Source organism: Streptococcus mitis (assembly GCF_047460035.1).
Taxonomy (GTDB): domain Bacteria; phylum Bacillota; class Bacilli; order Lactobacillales; family Streptococcaceae; genus Streptococcus; species Streptococcus mitis_DW.
This window is the reverse complement of the sequence record NZ_JASHHB010000009.1, coordinates 90,591-108,504: the sequence shown is the minus strand read 5'-3', so window position 1 is coordinate 108,504 and position 17,914 is coordinate 90,591. Positions and strand designations below refer to the sequence as shown.

At 39.1% G+C, this 17,914-nt stretch carries 15 protein-coding genes; 14 read left to right on the top strand and 1 reads right to left on the bottom strand.

All coding sequences use genetic code 11. The features are described 5' to 3' along the window. Positions 1-200: 200 nt before the first annotated feature. Positions 201-749, bottom strand: a complete 549-nt coding sequence (locus QM956_RS08640) for an NADPH-dependent FMN reductase (protein WP_084923128.1) — start codon at positions 747-749, stop codon at positions 201-203. Positions 750-1,167: 418 nt separating this feature from the next. Between QM956_RS08640 and QM956_RS08635 the strand changes: the two genes are divergently transcribed. The 14 genes from QM956_RS08635 to QM956_RS08570 all read left to right on the top strand — a co-directional run bounded on the left by QM956_RS08635 (position 1,168) and on the right by QM956_RS08570 (position 17,833). Then, complete coding sequence (locus tag QM956_RS08635; RefSeq protein WP_261052165.1) at positions 1,168-2,364, top strand: MFS transporter; 1,197 nt, start codon at positions 1,168-1,170, stop codon at positions 2,362-2,364. Between the two features lie 187 nt (positions 2,365-2,551). Further along, on the top strand, positions 2,552-3,040 hold the full coding sequence (locus QM956_RS08630; protein ID WP_261009511.1) for a cell wall elongation regulator TseB-like domain-containing protein: 489 nt from the start codon (positions 2,552-2,554) through the stop codon (positions 3,038-3,040). Further along, positions 3,037-4,215 carry a pyridoxal phosphate-dependent aminotransferase gene (locus tag QM956_RS08625; RefSeq protein WP_084923125.1) on the top strand — a complete coding sequence of 393 codons (1,179 nt, stop codon included), beginning with the start codon at positions 3,037-3,039 and terminating at the stop codon, positions 4,213-4,215. The genes QM956_RS08630 and QM956_RS08625 overlap by 4 nt, the downstream gene beginning before the upstream one ends. Before the next feature lie 28 nt (positions 4,216-4,243). Next, entirely contained in the window at positions 4,244-5,587 is a 1,344-nt protein-coding gene (gene asnS / locus QM956_RS08620; protein WP_414302439.1) for an asparagine--tRNA ligase, read from the top strand. Positions 5,588-5,847: 260 nt separating this feature from the next. Next, positions 5,848-11,976 carry a Rib/alpha-like domain-containing protein gene (locus QM956_RS08615; protein ID WP_414302438.1) on the top strand — a complete coding sequence of 2,043 codons (6,129 nt, stop codon included), beginning with the start codon at positions 5,848-5,850 and terminating at the stop codon, positions 11,974-11,976. A gap of 163 nt (positions 11,977-12,139) precedes the next feature. Continuing rightward, positions 12,140-12,430 carry a 30S ribosomal protein S6 gene (rpsF, locus tag QM956_RS08610; protein ID WP_084923323.1) on the top strand — a complete coding sequence of 97 codons (291 nt, stop codon included), beginning with the start codon at positions 12,140-12,142 and terminating at the stop codon, positions 12,428-12,430. An 11-nt stretch (positions 12,431-12,441) separates the two neighbouring features. After that, positions 12,442-12,912 carry a single-stranded DNA-binding protein SsbA gene (gene ssbA, locus QM956_RS08605; RefSeq protein ID WP_000609606.1) on the top strand — a complete coding sequence of 157 codons (471 nt, stop codon included), beginning with the start codon at positions 12,442-12,444 and terminating at the stop codon, positions 12,910-12,912. A gap of 31 nt (positions 12,913-12,943) precedes the next feature. Beyond that, a complete protein-coding gene (rpsR, locus tag QM956_RS08600; protein WP_000068664.1) occupies positions 12,944-13,183 on the top strand; it encodes a 30S ribosomal protein S18 in 240 nt (79 codons plus the stop codon). Between the two features lie 99 nt (positions 13,184-13,282). Continuing rightward, complete coding sequence (locus QM956_RS08595; protein ID WP_033685379.1) at positions 13,283-13,786, top strand: GNAT family N-acetyltransferase; 504 nt, start codon at positions 13,283-13,285, stop codon at positions 13,784-13,786. Between the two features lie 79 nt (positions 13,787-13,865). Next, positions 13,866-15,266 carry a bifunctional Cof-type HAD-IIB family hydrolase/peptidylprolyl isomerase gene (locus QM956_RS08590; RefSeq protein WP_414302437.1) on the top strand — a complete coding sequence of 467 codons (1,401 nt, stop codon included), beginning with the start codon at positions 13,866-13,868 and terminating at the stop codon, positions 15,264-15,266. Between the two features lies 1 nt (position 15,267). After that, entirely contained in the window at positions 15,268-15,630 is a 363-nt protein-coding gene (locus QM956_RS08585; RefSeq protein WP_000689604.1) for a S1 RNA-binding domain-containing protein, read from the top strand. Between the two features lie 52 nt (positions 15,631-15,682). Continuing rightward, on the top strand, positions 15,683-16,432 hold the full coding sequence (locus tag QM956_RS08580; protein WP_261022980.1) for a tRNA1(Val) (adenine(37)-N6)-methyltransferase: 750 nt from the start codon (positions 15,683-15,685) through the stop codon (positions 16,430-16,432). Then, on the top strand, positions 16,422-16,718 hold the full coding sequence (locus QM956_RS08575; RefSeq protein ID WP_033685375.1) for a GIY-YIG nuclease family protein: 297 nt from the start codon (positions 16,422-16,424) through the stop codon (positions 16,716-16,718). Before QM956_RS08580 ends, QM956_RS08575 begins: the two co-directional genes overlap by 11 nt. 179 nt (positions 16,719-16,897) lie before the next feature. Next, entirely contained in the window at positions 16,898-17,833 is a 936-nt protein-coding gene (locus tag QM956_RS08570; protein ID WP_045612055.1) for a manganese-dependent inorganic pyrophosphatase, read from the top strand. Positions 17,834-17,914: the final 81 nt, after the last annotated feature.

Here is a 17,914-nt window from a genome sequence, read left to right as displayed (position 1 = left end):
ATGATTCTTTCTAATGAGTTGTTTCGTCGCTTTTCATTATAGATCTTATGGGACTTTTTTTCTACACAAAAATAGGCTCCATAATATCTATAGGGGATTTACCCACTACAAATATTATAGAGCCAATTTTGATTGAGTCTAAAAATGCCACCCTATTAGGTGGCGATAATTGATTTAGACTTCTTAAAATTCTCTATTTTTTACTGAACTGCTGCGAGCAAGTCTTGAGCTTGTTTTTCAATTGAGTTTAGGACTGTTTCTTCGAGAACCAATTTTCCGTCTGCCCAGGCAGAGTCGTTGACACGTGCAGCAGTGAAATCACCAACGACTTGTGTACGGATAAATGGCAAGAGGTCCTTGTAGATAGAGAAAAGTTGATCGTGACCTGCATTGGCTACAGATGATACTGTGACAAACTTGTCTTGAAGAGCAGAAGCGCCACGTGTATCAGATAAGTCAAGGGCACGAGATAGCCAATCAAGCAAGTTTTTCACTGTTCCAGGGATAGAGAAATTGTAGACTGGAGAGAAAATCCAGATAGCATCCGCAGCGAGAACCTCTTCACGAGCAGCAGCTACAGCTGGATGAGTTGGAACTTCCAAATCTTGGCTGAAAAGAGGAAGGGCTGAATAATCAAGATAGCTAACTTCTGCTTTACCAGCAAGTGCTTTCTCAGCTTCGAGGGCCATTTGGTGGTTGAAAGAACCTTGACGTAGTGATCCGACGATAAATAATACTTTTTTAGACATAATGTGTCTCCTTTTGCTTAAAATTTCGAGAACCCTCTTGTTGTTATAAAATATATTACAACAAAACAAAAGGACTTGCAAGAGATTTGCTCAGAGTTTATTTGAAAATTATAAAATTGCTGAAACTCTAGTTAGTTGCCACTGGAAAAGTAAGAACTGTTTTTTGGATTTTAGTTTTCTTTGATTTTATAGGAGTATTCCAATATTCTCTTGTAATATAATGACATAAGTGCTAAAATAAACAAGAAAACTCGCAATAGAAACCACAGAACAGCTATTTTCCGGTATCATTTCATAAATCATTAAAGGAACAATAATGGCATTGAAGAATGCTTCTAAAAGGGGTGGAGATCATGTAAGGCAAAGATTAACAAGTGACGGACAAAAGAAATAATAATACACTTGTTAAGGAGAAAAGATGTTAATAAGAAATTATCGGAAAAATATTGGCCTGATGGCCGGAGTTGAGTTTTTTGCATTTCTAGGGATTACCAGTTTTTGGATTCTCTTTCTCAGTCAAAACGGAATGTCTCTTTGGCAGATTGGATTTCTGGAGAGTATTTTTCATACGACCAGTCTTCTCTGTGAAATTCCATCTGGTATGTTAGCTGACCGCTATTCCTATAAGACCAACCTTTATTTAAGTCGTATAGCAGGGATTGTGTCTTCTATTCTCATGTTGGCTGGGCAGGGAAATTTTTGGATTTATGCACTAGCTATGGCGATAAATGCCTTGTCTTATAATTTTGATTCAGGAACAAGCGCAGCAATGGTCTATGACTCGGCTGTAGAGGCTGGACTAAAAGAACGCTATCTATCCATTTCAAGTTTCATGTCAGGAGTAGCAGAAGGAACTCGGTCTTTGGGGACAGTGTTGGCGGGATTTTTTGTCCATGGTCAATTGCACCTGACCTACTATATCATGATTGCCACTTCTATCATAGTTCTTGTCTTGATTTGGATGCTGAAAGAACCTAGTGTCAAGCTAGAAAAAGCTGATAGTGTGACGATGAAACAGATTATTTGGACTGTTAGGGATGAGTTGGAGCGAAATCCCATGCTTTTCAACTGGATGATTTTATCTCAGATTGTCGGAACACTTATGTGCATGTTTTATTTTTACTATCAAAATCAGTTACCGGATTTAAGTAGCTGGCAAATTTCAGCAGTTATGCTACTTGGTAGTCTCCTGAATATCCTTGCAGTCTATCTAGCGAGTAAGATTGGAAAGAAATATGCTGCCTTGAAGATTTTCCCTCTTCTCGTCCTGCTGACTGGAGTCACCTATATGCTGTCCTACTTTGGAACACCTCTAATCTATATTTTGATTTATTTGATTAGTAATGCTCTATATGCTCTTTTTCAGCCGATTTTTGACAATGATTTGCAAGAGCGCCTTCCAAGTGAAGTAAGGGCAACCATGCTGAGTGTCTACTCTATGATGTTTAGCCTAAGTATGATTGTGTTCTTCCCGCTGACAGGGTGGTTGATTGACCATTTAGGCTTTGTAGTAGCATTTCTTTATTTAGGATTCTTTTTAGTCATGATTAGCCTTCTACTGCCTGTATTTTTAGGAAAAATGACTAAAAGAATATATGATAAAATAATTCCATAAATTAAAAGAAATTCTAAAAACTTGAGTACCAAAGCTCAAGTTTTTTAATAGGTTGATTTTGGAGCTGTCTTTACTTTTCTTGCTCGGTTTTAACTAAGAAAAATCGGTTTGCTTTGAAGGAAGAAATAAAGTGCGATTGTTCTTGCATTCACTTGTAATAAAGCCCAATAGATGGTAAAATAGACGAGTGAAAAAAAGACAAAATAAAGCAAAAAATAATCTACTGTGGCAGTATGGTCTAGGGATGACGATTTTGTTTGTGGTTATCAGTGCTTCCTTTCTGTATCTGGTTTCTCTCGGCATGAAACCCTATCAAACAGCTAAAAGTGAAGGAGAAAAATTAGCTCAGCAGTATGCAGGATTAGAGCAAGCTGATCAGGTTGATTTTTACAATGGCTTGGAATCCTATTACAGCGTTCTTGGTCATAATAAAAAACAAGAAGCACTTGCTGTCCTGATTGGAAAAGATGACCATAAGATTTACGTTTATCAGCTAAATCAAGGTGTTTCACAAGAAAAAGCAGAAGCTGTTTCGAAGGAAAAAGGAGCTGGCGAGATTGACAAGATTACCTTTGGCCGTTATCAAGATAAGCCAATCTGGGAAGTCAAGTCAGGCTCTGATTTTTATCTAGTAGATTTTGAAACAGGAGCATTGGTCAATAAGGAGGGCCTATGAAACTATCCAACCGTGTTTTAGAAATGGAAGAAAGTGTCACTTTAGCTAGTGATGCGAGAGCAAAAAAATTAAAAGCTCAAGGTAAGGATGTCCTTTTCTTGACCTTGGGACAACCAGATTTTCACACTCCTGAAAATATTCAGGATGCAGCAGTTAAAGCTATTCGAGAAGGACAGGCTTCCTTCTATACAGTAGCTTCAGGTCTACCAGAATTAAAAGCTGCGGTGAATACCTACTTCGAGCGCTACTATGGCTATTCTGTCGCAAGTAACGAGGTTACCTTTGCTACAGGTGCCAAGTTCTCCCTCTATACTTTCTTTATGGCTGTAATCAATCCTTTAGATGAGGTTATTATTCCAACTCCATACTGGGTTAGTTATGGAGATCAGGTCAAGATGGCAGAAGGGATTCCAGTCTTTGTTCAAGCTAAAGAAGACAATGATTTTAAAGTCACGGTGGATCAACTAGAACTAGTTAGGACAGATAAGACAAAGGTTTTGGTTCTCAATTCACCATCTAATCCGACTGGTATGATCTATACTCGTGAAGAATTACTAGCTATCGGAAATTGGGCAGTTGAGCATGACATTCTGATTTTAGCAGATGATATATACGGTCGCCTTGTTTATAATGGAAATGAATTTGTTCCAATCTCAAGTCTATCAGAAGCAATTCGCAAGCAAACCATTGTTATCAACGGTGTATCTAAGGCCTATGCCATGACAGGTTGGCGGGTAGGTTATGCAGTGGGTGATCCAGAAATCATTGCTGCTATGAGCAAATTGACAGGTCAAACAACTTCTAACCTAACTGCTGTTTCACAATATGCAACTATCGAAGCCCTAACTGGACCGCAAGATTCTGTGGAAGTTATGCGTCAAGCATTTGAAGAACGTCTCAATACCATCTATCCACTCTTGTGTGAAGTCCCTGGTTTTGAAGTTGTCAAACCACAAGGAGCTTTCTATCTCTTCCCAAATGTTAAAAAGGCAATGGAGATGAAAGGCTATAGCGATGTAACAGCATTTACAACGGCTATTCTTGAAGAAGTTGGTCTGGCACTCATAACAGGAGCTGGCTTTGGAGCGCCAGAAAATGTGCGCCTTAGCTATGCGACAGACTTAGACACGCTTAAAGAAGCAGTTAAACGCTTGAAAGCATTTATGGAAAAATAAAAGAAAAAGAAAAAGAAAAGGAAAAATAATGACAAAACGTGTAACGATTATTGATGTAAAAGACTATGTTGGTCAAGAAGTGACGATTGGTGCTTGGGTTGCCAACAAATCAGGAAAAGGGAAAATTGCCTTCTTGCAATTGCGTGATGGAACAGCCTTCTTCCAAGGTGTAGCCTTTAAACCAAACTTTGTAGAAAAATTTGGTGAAGAAGTAGGACTTGAGAAGTTTGATGTTATCAAACGCTTGAGCCAAGAAACTTCTGTTTATGTGACAGGTATTGTCAAAGAAGACGAACGTTCTAAGTTTGGCTATGAATTGGACATTACAGATATCGAAGTGATTGGTGAATCTCAAGACTACCCAATCACACCAAAAGAACACGGAACAGACTTCTTGATGGACAACCGTCACTTGTGGCTCCGTTCTCGTAAGCAAGTAGCGGTGATGCAAATTCGTAACGCTATCATCTACGCAACTTATGAGTTCTTCGACAAGAACGGCTTCATGAAATTTGATAGCCCAATCCTTTCAGGAAACGCGGCAGAAGATTCAACTGAACTCTTTGAAACGGATTACTTCGGAACTCCAGCCTACTTGAGCCAATCAGGTCAGCTTTACCTAGAAGCAGGCGCTATGGCCCTTGGTCGTGTCTTTGACTTTGGTCCCGTATTCCGTGCTGAAAAATCAAAAACACGCCGTCACTTGACTGAGTTTTGGATGATGGACGCAGAGTACTCATACTTGACACATGATGAGTCACTTGACTTGCAAGAAGCTTATGTGAAAGCTCTTCTTCAAGGTGTTCTTGACCGTGCGCCTCAAGCCTTGGAAACTTTGGAACGTGATACAGAACTCTTGAAACGCTACATTTCAGAGCCATTCAAACGTATCACTTACGATCAAGCCATTGACCTCTTGCAAGAGCATGAGAATGATGAAGATGCTGACTACGAACATCTTGAGCATGGTGATGACTTTGGTTCACCACATGAAACTTGGATTTCAAACCACTTTGGTGTGCCAACATTTGTCATGAACTATCCAGCAGCCATCAAGGCCTTCTACATGAAACCAGTTCCTGGAAATCCAGAGCGCGTGCTTTGTGCAGACTTGCTTGCTCCAGAAGGCTATGGAGAAATTATCGGTGGGTCAATGCGTGAGGAAGACTACGCTGCCCTTGTCGCAAAAATGGATGAACTTGGCATGGATCGTACAGAATATGAATTCTACCTTGACCTTCGTAAATACGGTACAGTTCCACACGGTGGATTTGGTATCGGTATCGAGCGTATGGTAACCTTCGCAGCAGGAACAAAACACATCCGTGAAGCTATTCCATTCCCACGTATGTTACATCGTATTAAACCTTAAAAATAAAATAAAAAGTTATTATGATAAAAAGAAGGAGGATTCCTTCTTTTTTTGAATTTTGGGTACAAAAATAATATATAAAAATACGAACATAAAGCTCTTTTTGATTGACAATATTCTGGGAAATATGATAAAATCGGACTAGCGAATATTGTGTTGAGACTAGTTTAAGACTTCGTTCTTAAGCAGGAAAGGAAGTGAATATTAAACGTTTTAACATTATTCCAGTTTAATAACATATAAATAAAAAAGGAGAAACCATGTATTCAAGAATGGAAAAAAATCACGGACAAAAAGTGCAGCGCTTTTCAATCCGTAAGTATAGCTTTGGTGCAGCATCAGTAGCTGTAGCAGCTTACATGATGTTCGGTGGAGCAGCAACTGTTCAGGCGGATGCTCAAGTTACACCAAAGACGGCATCTGATTCACAAACAGTCCCAGATGCAAGTAATCAAGCAGATTCAACCATGCCTCTAGCTTCGACTGAAACTGCTACACCAACAGCTGAGCAACCATCAACACCAGCGCCTGCAGCAACGCAACCAACAGCACCGACTGAAACACCAAAAGCCGAAGAAGCTCTAGCACCAGCTTCAAAGGCTGACACAAGCAAATTGGAAGCAGCTATTGCACGTATGGAAGCAGCTCTTGAGAAAGCTGGTCTAACTGAAAAGACTGCCTCAGCTATTGAAGCAGCAAAAGCAGAACTTGCTAAGGCTCAATCCCTTTTGTCAAACGACAAAGCTACACAAACAGAAGTTGATTATTCAACAAGTTCTTTGAAAAACAGAGCTTTCGTATTAGAAAGTATGCCAAAAGCAACTGCAGATAAGAAAGAAAACAAAAACCAAGATTCACGTAATGGACAAGCCATTCCTGGACAAGGTGAAAGTGGGTTTAGAGCAGTAGATACAACTGCAGCTAATTCAGCAGAAGAAGCAACTAAATATAAAGGTGCAAGAGATGCGGCTTTACCAGAATTGGAAGCTAATATTGCTAAAATTAAAGCTGAACTTGCAGCTGAAGAAGGAAAAGCTGCTAACAAACAAGATTTAGCTAAAATTGACACATATAAAAAAGTGATCGAAAAAGCTGAAGGGATTGCAACAGCAGCAAAAGCTGCAGATGCAACATCAGCTAAAGAAATGAGCAAACAAGCGGAAGCTGTTAAATCTGAACGTGATTTATTAAAATTATACTTAGATGGAAAAGCTGATTTAGGAGCTCCAGTAAGTGAAAACCATGCTGGATACGGAAACAACCCTTCTAACGGTGTATTCGAAAGCTTAAAAGAAGGTTTTGGAGATAAAGTAACTTTCTCAGATGCAGATAAAAAATCATTTACTGTAGCTAAACAATATGAAAGTGGACGCGATTTAACAAATAAAATCAAAAATCTACCGGATGCAAAAGACCCAATCGGAAGTGCAACATACAACTGGCAAGAAAAAGCTATTACAAAAGCTGATGCAGAAGCTGGTATGCTAAATGGGTGGAAAATTGAAAATGGTGAAAAAGTTAACGCTGTTAAACCACTTGATGTGACAAATGTTACAGATAAAGATGGTAATACAAGTGACCGTGAAGTATGGAAATCTAAAGTTTACACAAATGATGGTGAATTAATAAAATATCAAACTTCAGGTGAAGTAAGTTACGTTAATGGTAGTGGTTTAGTACCACTAGCAATGCCAACAATCACTGGAAGAGCTTCAGAGGATTCTAGTAAAAGAGTTCTAGGAATGCAAAATAATACATTTGGAGAAGTGAAAAACCGCGATTATTACTTAGAATTAGGTAGTCAAGGAACAACTCTTTCTAAAGAGTATGATGTAAATGCAAATTCTCGTTTAACTGTAAGTTTAATTCACAGTGGAGCATATGGTGGTTCTACAGCAACAGATGCTGGGGAACGCGTTAAATTAAAAATTGTGGATGCTTTCACTGGTGCTGAAATCAAACCAGTTGATGGTAAAGATGGAGCATTAACAACAGAACAAGGACCATATTCTGGAACTGGTTGGACTCACTTAGATAGATTATATGATATTCCTGAAGGTACTACAAAAGTTAAAGTGTTAATTGAAGCAGGAGAACAAGGAACAAATTCATTAATCAATAATAATAATATCAAATTAAAAGATGGTTATATTATTGGTGGAATTGGTATTGCAACAGCACCTGCTGCAGAAGTAGTAACAAATGTTCGTTCTGAAAATAAAAAAGGTGAATATGGATATACAAAAGACACTATTTATGAAAAAGGTCAAAAAGGTGTATTTGATATCGATATTAAAAATACTGGTGGAATGAATATTGATTATTACACTGCTCAAAAAGTAGAAGTAACAGTAAAAGTTCCAAAAGGTGTAACATTAGAAGATAAAATCTATAATGCAAATGGTGGAAGTGCATATTTAGGCCATACTTTTGCAAATGATATTGTCTGGACACCAAATGATCCGGCTGATAATACGCAAGGTGGAACAATCACTTATAAAGTACCAGCGGGGAACCGTATGCCAGCAGCAGAAGCTGGATCACGTAAAACTGAGATTCCATTTACAACTGCAGATAATTTCATTGGACCAGCTGATTTCAAGGTAACTGTGAAGAGTGGATTTGGAGATACTGATGCTTTAGGAAATAGATTATATTCATACACTGCATTAGGAACAGATCCTGCTTATTCAAACCAATTTAACCGTAATGGTCTAGCGGATTCTGACAACCCTGACTATGTATATGGAAAAGTTATCTTTATCAACAGCTTAAAAGGAAGTACAGTTGTTACAGTTCCAATTAATACAACTAATGGTCAATTGAAAGAAGTAGCAATCGCAAAAGCTAAAGAAGAGATTGCATCAGCTAACTTCATTCAATTATTAGAAAAAATGAAAGCAACAGCAGCACTTGGAGATACTACTGGAAGTCTTTCAAACGTTCAAATTAGCTCTAAAGATAAAGTAGAAATTACTAAAATTGCTGAAGACGGACGTGGAATTGTTAAAGTTCCTGTAACTTATACAGCAGACGGTAAAACATATGAAACTACTGTTGATGTAGAAGTAAACGTTGTTAAATCAACAACTAAACCAGTGGTGGTATTTGAAGGCGATGAAATTGCTCCAGCAACAGTTAAAGAAAATGTAACTCCAGCTGAAATCGATAAAAAAGCTGGTCAAGCTAACGAACCACAAGCAACGGATATCTTTGATACTAATGGTAAAGTTGGACAAACAGATCTTAAAGTACCTACAACAGTTACTTACAATGTAGATGGAACTACAATTACAGAGAACGTTGAAGTACCAGTAACTGTGTTACCAAGACCAAAAGCTGATGAAATTCTTGTTGCTAAGAATAGTGATAAAGAAGAAGCAAAAGCTAAAATTCTTGAGAAAGCAAAAGCTGCACTTGGTGAATCTTATACAAACAAACTTCCAGCGGGAGTAACGTTTGATAAAGATAATATGACTGTTGGAGAAATCCCTGAATTAACAGAAGATGGAGAAGTACCAGTAACTGTAAAATATACTGTTAATGGTGAAGAGAAAACTACTGTAATTAAAGTACCAGTAACAGTAGTAGAAGGTACTCCACAAATCGTACCAGTAGATCCAAAAACTGCTCCAAAAGCAGAAGATAGCATTGACCCATCTGATTATCCAGAAGGTGCGAAATTCACTTATGAAAAAGAACCTGATACATCATCAACTGGAGATAAAGAAGTTAAGGTTATCGTAACGGATAAAAATGGTAACGAATTAGTAAAAGTACCAGCAACAGTACGTGTAGTTGACTCTTACAAACAATATGTACCAGTAAATACTGATCCAACTAAAGTTGTACCTGCAGAAAATATTAATCCAGAAGACTTCCCAGAAGGAACTACATTTGAGTACAAAGATAAAGATAATAATCCAGTGGATACAAAAACACCAGGAGATAAAGATGTTGTTGTTGTAGCAAAACTTAACGGTGAACCAATTGCAGAAATTCCAGCGAAAGTTACTGTAGTAGGTCCTAAGACTCAATATGTAGTAGCAAATCCTGATAATACTCAACCAACACCAGCGGATAGCCTTGTAGATAAAGATAAGTATGGTTTCCCTGATAATGCTACTTTTGAATATAAAGAGAAAGTAGATACAACAACACCAGATACAGATGAACAAAAAGATGGAAAAGATGTAACTGTAGTTGTTAAAGATGCTGATGGTGATACAATCGTAGAAGTACCTGCGAAAGTTAAAGTGGTACAAGGAAATCCACAAATTATCCCTGTAGATCAAGGACAACCACTTGCAGAAAACAGCATTAACAAAGGTGATTATCCAGAAGGTGCTACATTCGAATACGAAAAAGTAGATGGAAAAGATCCGGTTAATATTTCGGAAGCTGGGGATAATCCAGTAACAGTTGTAGTTAAGGACAAAGATGGTAATGTATTAGTTAAAGTACCAACAACAGTGCGTGTCGTAGATGCTTACAGACAATATGTACCAGTAAATACTGATCCAACTAAAGTGGTGCCTGCAGAAAATATTGTCCCAACTGACTTCCCAGAAGGAACAACATTTGAATATAAAACTCCAGTTGACACATCAAAACCAGGAGATAAAGATGTTGTAGTTGTTGCCAAACTGAAAAATGGTGAAACAATTGCAGAAATTCCAGCAAAAGTTACTGTAGTAGAACCTAAGACTCAGTATGTAGCAGTAGGAAATGAACCAGATGTAAATAAATCTGTAGATCCATCAGTATTCCCTAAAGAAGCAGAAGCAAAACCTGAATATAAAGAAAAAGATATTTCTAAAACACCAGGTGAAAAAGATGTAACTGTAGTTGTTAAAGATAAAGATGGAGATACAATCGTAGAAGTACCTGCGAAAGTTAAAGTGGTACAAGGAAATCCACAAATTATTCCTGTTGATCAAGGTCAACCACTTGCAGAAAATAGCATTAACAAAGGTGATTATCCAGAAGGTGCTACATTCGAATACGAAAAAGTAGATGGAAAAGATCCGGTTAATATTTCGGAAGCTGGAGATTACCCAGTAAACGTGATCGTTAAGGATAAAGATGGTAATAAACTTGTAACAGTACCAACAACAGTACGTGTAGTTGATGCATATAGACAATATGTACCAGTAGATACAGATCCTAAGAAAGTAATTCCTGCAGAAAATATTGTCCCAACTGACTTCCCAGACGGAACAACATTTGAGTATAAAACTCCAGTGGATACAACAACACCAGGAGATAAAGATGTTGTTGTTGTAGCAAAACTAAATGGTGAACCAATTGCAGAAATCCCAGCGAAAGTTACTGTAGTAGGACCTAAGACTCAATACGTAGCAGCAAATCCTGAGAATACTCAACCAGATGTGAATAAATCTGTAGATCCATCTGTTTTCCCTAAAGAAGCAAAAGCAAAAGTTGGGTACAAAGAAGATGTTGACACTAAAACACCAGGAATTAAAGATGTAACAGTAGTTGTTAAAGATGAAGATGGAGATTCAATCGTAGAAGTACCTGCGAAAGTTATTGTAGTTCAAGGTAAAGAGCAAGAAGTTACAGTGAATCCAGATAAAGCTCCAGAAGCAAAAGATAATATTAATCCTAAAGACTTCCCAGAAGGGGCAACATTTACATTCAAAGAACAACCTGATACAAAAACACCAGGTAAGAAGAATGTAATTGTAGTTGTTAAGGATAAAGATGGTAATCTATTAGTTGAAGTTCCAGCAGTTGTAAATGTGGTAGAATGTAAAGAAGAGCCACAAACACCAAAAGAAACTGTTACAGCAACACCAATCGTGGTTGAAGTAGGAACACCAATCACTAAAGAAGATGTGAAAGGTCATGTTAAATTACCAAAAGATGCTGAAATTATCGAAGTTGGGGAAATCCCTACAACTGAAACACCAGGAGTGAAACCAAGTGTTAAAGTGAAGGTGAAACTACCAACAGGAGAAATTGTAGTAGTAGACGTCCCAGTAACGGTAATTCCTAAACGCATTCCAGAAACTAATCCATATAATGGAGATGGATATAACGGTGGTGGAAATGGTGGTAACAACTACAGACCAACTCCTACTCCACAAAATGTTCCGTCAAGACCAACTGCTCCTGATCAACCTGTAACTCCTACGGAACCAGGACAGCCAGCAACACCAAATCAAACTCAACCAGCGGCACCAGCTCAAGCAGATGCAACAGTAGCAACTGACACAGCTGCTAAACCAGCAACACCTAAATATGTTGATGGTCAAAAAGAATTGCCTAACACAGGTACAGAAGCTAACGCTAGTCTTGCAGCGCTTGGACTTCTTGGAGCCCTAGGTGGATTTGGACTTCTTTCTCGCAAGAAAAAAGAAGACTAAAAACTTATAGTTTTTAAGAAGATGATTCGTCATCTTCTTTTTTTATTTCGGTGTTTTTACTTGCGTAAAAAAATATTTTCTAGTATAATAGTTTATTGTGAGCGAACCTCACTTACCCCTTGCAAAGTCTTGGGGTCATTAGACCAAAAGGAGGAACATATCAATGGCTAAATACGAAATTCTTTATATCATTCGTCCAAATATTGAAGAAGAAGCTAAAAACGCTTTGGTAGCACGTTTTGACTCTATTTTGACTGACAACGGTGCAACTGTTGTTGAATCAAAATCTTGGGAAAAACGTCGTCTTGCATACGAAATCCAAGATTTCCGTGAAGGACTTTACCACATCGTTAACGTTGAAGCAAACGACGACGTAGCTCTTAAAGAGTTTGACCGTCTTTCAAAAATCAACGCTGACATTCTTCGTCACATGATCGTCAAAACTGACGCGTAAGAAGGTAAACTATGATTAACAATGTTGTACTTGTAGGGCGTATGACACGTGACGCTGAGTTGCGTTATACCCCATCAAATGTAGCAGTTGCGACTTTTACTCTTGCAGTAAACCGTACATTTAAGAGTCAAAATGGCGAACGTGAGGCTGATTTTATCAATGTCGTTATGTGGCGCCAACAGGCTGAAAACCTTGCTAACTGGGCTAAAAAAGGCTCACTTATTGGGGTGACAGGTCGTATACAGACTCGTAGTTACGATAACCAGCAAGGACAACGTGTCTACGTGACAGAGGTCGTGGCTGAGAATTTCCAAATGTTGGAAAGCCGTAGTGTGCGTGAGGGACATACAGGTGGAGCTTACTCTGCACCAACTGCAAACTATTCAGCACCTACAAATTCAGTACCAGACTTTTCACGTGATGAAAATCCATTTGGAGCAACAAATCCATTGGATATTTCAGATGATGATTTACCATTCTAATGGACAACTAAAATTATAAAGGAGAAAAAACATGGCTCAACAACGTCGTGGCGGATTCAAACGCCGTAAAAAAGTTGATTACATCGCAGCAAACAAAATTGAATATGTTGATTACAAAGATACTGAGCTTCTTAGCCGTTTCGTTTCAGAACGTGGGAAAATCCTTCCTCGTCGTGTAACAGGAACTTCAGCTAAAAACCAACGTAAAGTAACAACAGCTATCAAACGCGCTCGCGTAATGGCTTTGATGCCTTTCGTAAACGAAGATTAAAGAAAAGACCCGGTTGGGTCTTTTTTTCACGAGATAGTTTTTTTCTGACCTTGGCGTGCTATAATGGTAATAGAAAGAATACAGGTGGGTAAGTCAAAGATGAATTGCACGATTAGAAATATGATTAAGTCTGATATTGAATCCTTATCTCATGGATTTATGAATCAAGGTTGGCCTGGTAGAGAGGAAATTTTGGCTAGATATTTTCTGGAACAGGAAAGTGGTGAGAGAGAAGTCTTAGTTGCAGAGATTGATGGTGCTGTAGCGGGTTACGTTACCATTTTGCCCTTTCCTAAACATGGTCCTTTTGCAGAAGTCTATCCAGAATTATCAGATTTTAATGTGTTTGAGCCTTTTCGAAATCAAGGGATTGGGAATCAACTGCTAGAAGAAGCAGAAAAACGAGTCAAGTTTGTTTCGAGTAAGGTCACTCTTGGTGTAGGTTTGCACTTAGGCTATGGCCCTGCCCAGAGATTGTATATCAGACGGGGCTACATTCCAGATGGGACAGGTGTGTGGTATAGAAATAAATCGCTAGAAATAGGTGCAAGTTGTCAAAATGATAATGATTTAGTTTTATACTTATCCAAGGACTTACAATAAAACTGGAAACTTTTTGAAAATAGGGAATTTAGCTACTTTATGGTATAATGGAAAAAGTTAGATTGAAAGAGGTAGTGAGATGGATGTCAAATTAAGATACAAGGCAAAGAAAATCAAGATTGTCTTTTTTGATATTGATGATACATTGCGGAATTCAAAGACAGGTTTTATTCCAGCTTCAATCCCAACTGTTTTTAAGCAATTACGTGAGAAAGGAATTTTGACAGGTATTGCTTCTGGACGAGGGATTTTTGGTGTCGTTCCGGAGATTCGTGAGCTCAAGCCTGACTTTTTTGTAACTTTGAATGGGGCTTACATCGAAGATAAAAAAGGTCAGGTCATTTATCAGCATCAGATTGAGAAGTCAGATGTTGAGGAGTATATCTCTTGGGCCAAGCAAGAGGGAATTGAGTATGGTTTGGTTGGGAGTCATGATGCCAAGTTGTCGACTCGCACCGATATGATTAGTGAAGCTATCAATCCAATTTATCCCTACTTAGATGTAGATCCAGATTTCCATGAAAAAGAAGACATCTATCAGATGTGGACTTTTGAAGATAAGGGAGATGACTTGCACTTACCTGACAGTCTCTCTGACAAACTTCGCATGGTTCGTTGGCATCAGCATTCGTCTGATATTGTGCCGATTTCAGGCTCCAAAGCAACGGGTGTGGAAAAGGTTGTGGAACACCTTGGCTTGAAACCAGAGAATGTCATGGTTTTTGGAGATGGGCTGAATGACTTGGAACTCTTTGATTATGCTGGAATCAGCGTTGCCATGGGAATTTCTCATGATAACATCAAAGAAAAAGCAGATTATATTACAGAAACATTAGAAGAAGATGGCATTTTTGGTGCCTTAGAAGGATTTGGTATGGTAGAAAAAGAATTGCATTTCCCACAAGTAGACATTGAAACAGTAGAAGGTCCTATCGCGACTATTAAGACCAATCACGGAGACTTGCGTATTAAGCTTTTCCCTGAACATGCTCCTAAAACAGTAGCTAACTTTGTAGCTCTTTCAAAAGATGGCTACTATGATGGTGTCATTTTCCATCGTATTATCAAGGACTTTATGATTCAAGGTGGAGACCCAACTGGAACTGGTATGGGTGGCGAGTCAATCTATGGTGAATCATTTGAGGATGAATTCTCAGAAGAACTTTACAATATCCGTGGTGCTCTTTCCATGGCCAATGCTGGTCCAAATACTAACGGCAGCCAGTTCTTTATCGTGCAAAATCAACACCTGCCTTATTCTAAAAAAGAAATTGCTCGTGGTGGTTGGCCAGAACCGATTGCGGAAATCTATGCCAACCAAGGTGGAACTCCTCATCTAGACCGCCGTCACACTGTATTTGGTCAGCTAGCTGATGAAGCTTCTTACGCTGTCTTGGATGCCATTGCTGCTGTTGAGACAGGGGCCATGGACAAGCCAGTTGAAGATGTCGTGATTGAAACAATTGAAATCGAGGACTAAGATGAAAATCGGTGATAAGCTAAAGGGCCGTATTACAGGGATTCAGCCCTACGGTGCCTTTGTTGAGCTAGAGACGGGTGATACGGGGCTGATTCACATTTCAGAGATTCGGACAGGCTTTATTGAAAATATCCAAGAAGCCTTGAAAGTCGATGAAGAGGTTCAGGTTCAAGTAGTGGATTTAGATGAATTTACAGGGAAAGCTAGTCTTTCTATCCGCACTTTGGAGGAAGAAAAGCACCAGTTTCCGAGACGGAGACGCTTTTCAAGCGACCGTTTTAACTACGGCTTTGCGCCTCTTAAACGAATGATGCCAATTTGGACCAAGGAAGCCCTTCAACATTTGAAGAAGCAGAAGCACTAGTTAGAAATTTCTATCTTTTGTAATGTTAATATGAATTTGCTATAATAGGACCATGGAAGAAGAACAATTATTAAAATCAGGGGAGCGCATTAACCAGCTCTTTTCGACAGATATCAAAATCATTCAAAATAGAGAGGTTTTTAGCTATTCGGTGGATAGTGTTCTCTTGTCACGTTTTCCACGTTTTCCTAAGAAGGGCTTGATAGTGGATTTTTGCGCTGGAAATGGAGCGGTGGGGCTATTTGCTAGCACTCGGACTCAGGCACAGATTTTGGCTGTTGAGATTCAGGAGCGTTTGGCGGATATGGCTGAACGCTCTGTCCGTTTGAATGGTTTAGAAGAGCAGATGGAGGTCATCTGTGATGATTTGAAAAATATGCCTACTTACATCCAGGGAAGTAAGGTGGATATGATTTTGTGTAATCCACCCTATTTCAAGGTGGATCCTCATTCAAACTTGAACGAGAGCGAACATTATCTCTTGGCGCGACATGAAATCACGACCAATTTGCAGGAAATCTGTCGTAGTGCCCAGAGTATTCTCAAGTCTAATGGGCGTTTGGCCATGGTTCATCGTCCTGATCGACTTTTAGATATCTTGGACAGCTTACAACGGCATAATCTAGCTCCTAAGCGCCTGCAGTTTGTTTATCCAAAAAGAGAAAAGGAAGCCAATATGCTTTTGATTGAGGCTATCAAGGATGGCTCGAAAAGTGGCTTTAAGGTCTTACCACCTCTCATTGTGCACAATGATGATGGCTCTTATACGCTGGAACTCGAAGAGATTTATTATGGATCATAAGGCTTATATGTACGTGCTGGAGTGTCGTGACGGATCCTACTATACAGGCTATACGACTGATGTGAGAAGACGCCTCGCTGTCCACAATAGTGGGAAGGGAGCCAAATATACACGAGCACGCTTGCCAGTCAAACTTATCTATGCTCAAGGTTTTGCCAGTAAGGAAGAAGCCATGTCGGCTGAAGCCCTTCTCAAGCTTAAGAAGAGGCCACAGAAGGAAAGATTTTTATCTGAAAATCAAGATAGAAATTTACTCATACTCAATGAAAATCAAGGAGCAAACTAGGAAGCTAGCCGTAGACAGTACTTGAGTACGGCAAGGCGAAGCTGACGTGGTTTGAATTTGATTTTCGAAGAGTATCAGTTATTTTGAAGAATCGTGAGGAGCCCTTTGACTCCTCTTACTTTTGTCAAAAAGCGAAAAAAATGCTACAATAAAGAGAATAAACAAAATGAGGTATTATCATGTCTAAGATTCTAGTATTTGGTCACCAAAATCCAGACTCAGATGCCATCGGGTCATCTGTAGCCTTTGCCTACCTTGCAAAAGAAGCTTACGGTTTGGATACGGAAGCTGTTGCCCTTGGAACTCCAAATGAAGAAACAGCCTTTGTCTTGAACTATTTTGGTGTGGAAGCACCGCGTGTTATCACTTCTGCTAAAGCAGAAGGAGCAGAGCAAGTTATCCTGACTGACCACAATGAATTCCAACAATCTGTATCAGATATCGCTGAAGTAGAAGTTTATGGTGTTGTAGACCACCACCGTGTGGCTAACTTTGAAACTGCAAGCCCACTCTACATGCGTTTGGAGCCAGTTGGATCAGCGTCTTCAATCGTTTACCGTATGTTCAAAGAACATGGTGTAGCTGTTCCTAAAGAGATTGCTGGTTTGATGCTTTCAGGTTTGATTTCAGATACCCTTCTTTTGAAATCACCAACAACACACCCAACAGATAAGGTTATTGCTCCTGAATTGGCTGAATTGGCTGGTGTAAACTTGGAAGAGTATGGTTTGGCTATGTTGAAAGCTGGTACCAACTTGGCTAGCAAATCTGCTGAAGAATTGATTGATATCGATGCTAAGACTTTTGAACTCAACGGAAATAATGTCCGTGTTGCTCAAGTAAACACAGTTGATATCGCTGAAGTTTTGGAACGCCAAGCAGAAATTGAAGCTGCAATGCAAGCCGCTAACGCAGCAAATGGTTATTCTGACTTTGTCTTGATGATTACAGATATCGTCAACTCAAACTCAGAAATCCTAGCTCTTGGTGCTAATATGGGCAAGGTCGAAGCGGCTTTCAACTTCAAACTTGAAAATAACCACGCCTTCCTTGCTGGTGCTGTTTCACGTAAGAAACAAGTGGTACCTCAATTGACTGAAAGCTTTAATGCTTAAGATTTTGAGTGTTAATTCAAATTAGAACAGGCTAGTTTGAATTATATCGAAAGGAGTTTCGGCTCCTTTTTTTCTAGGAGT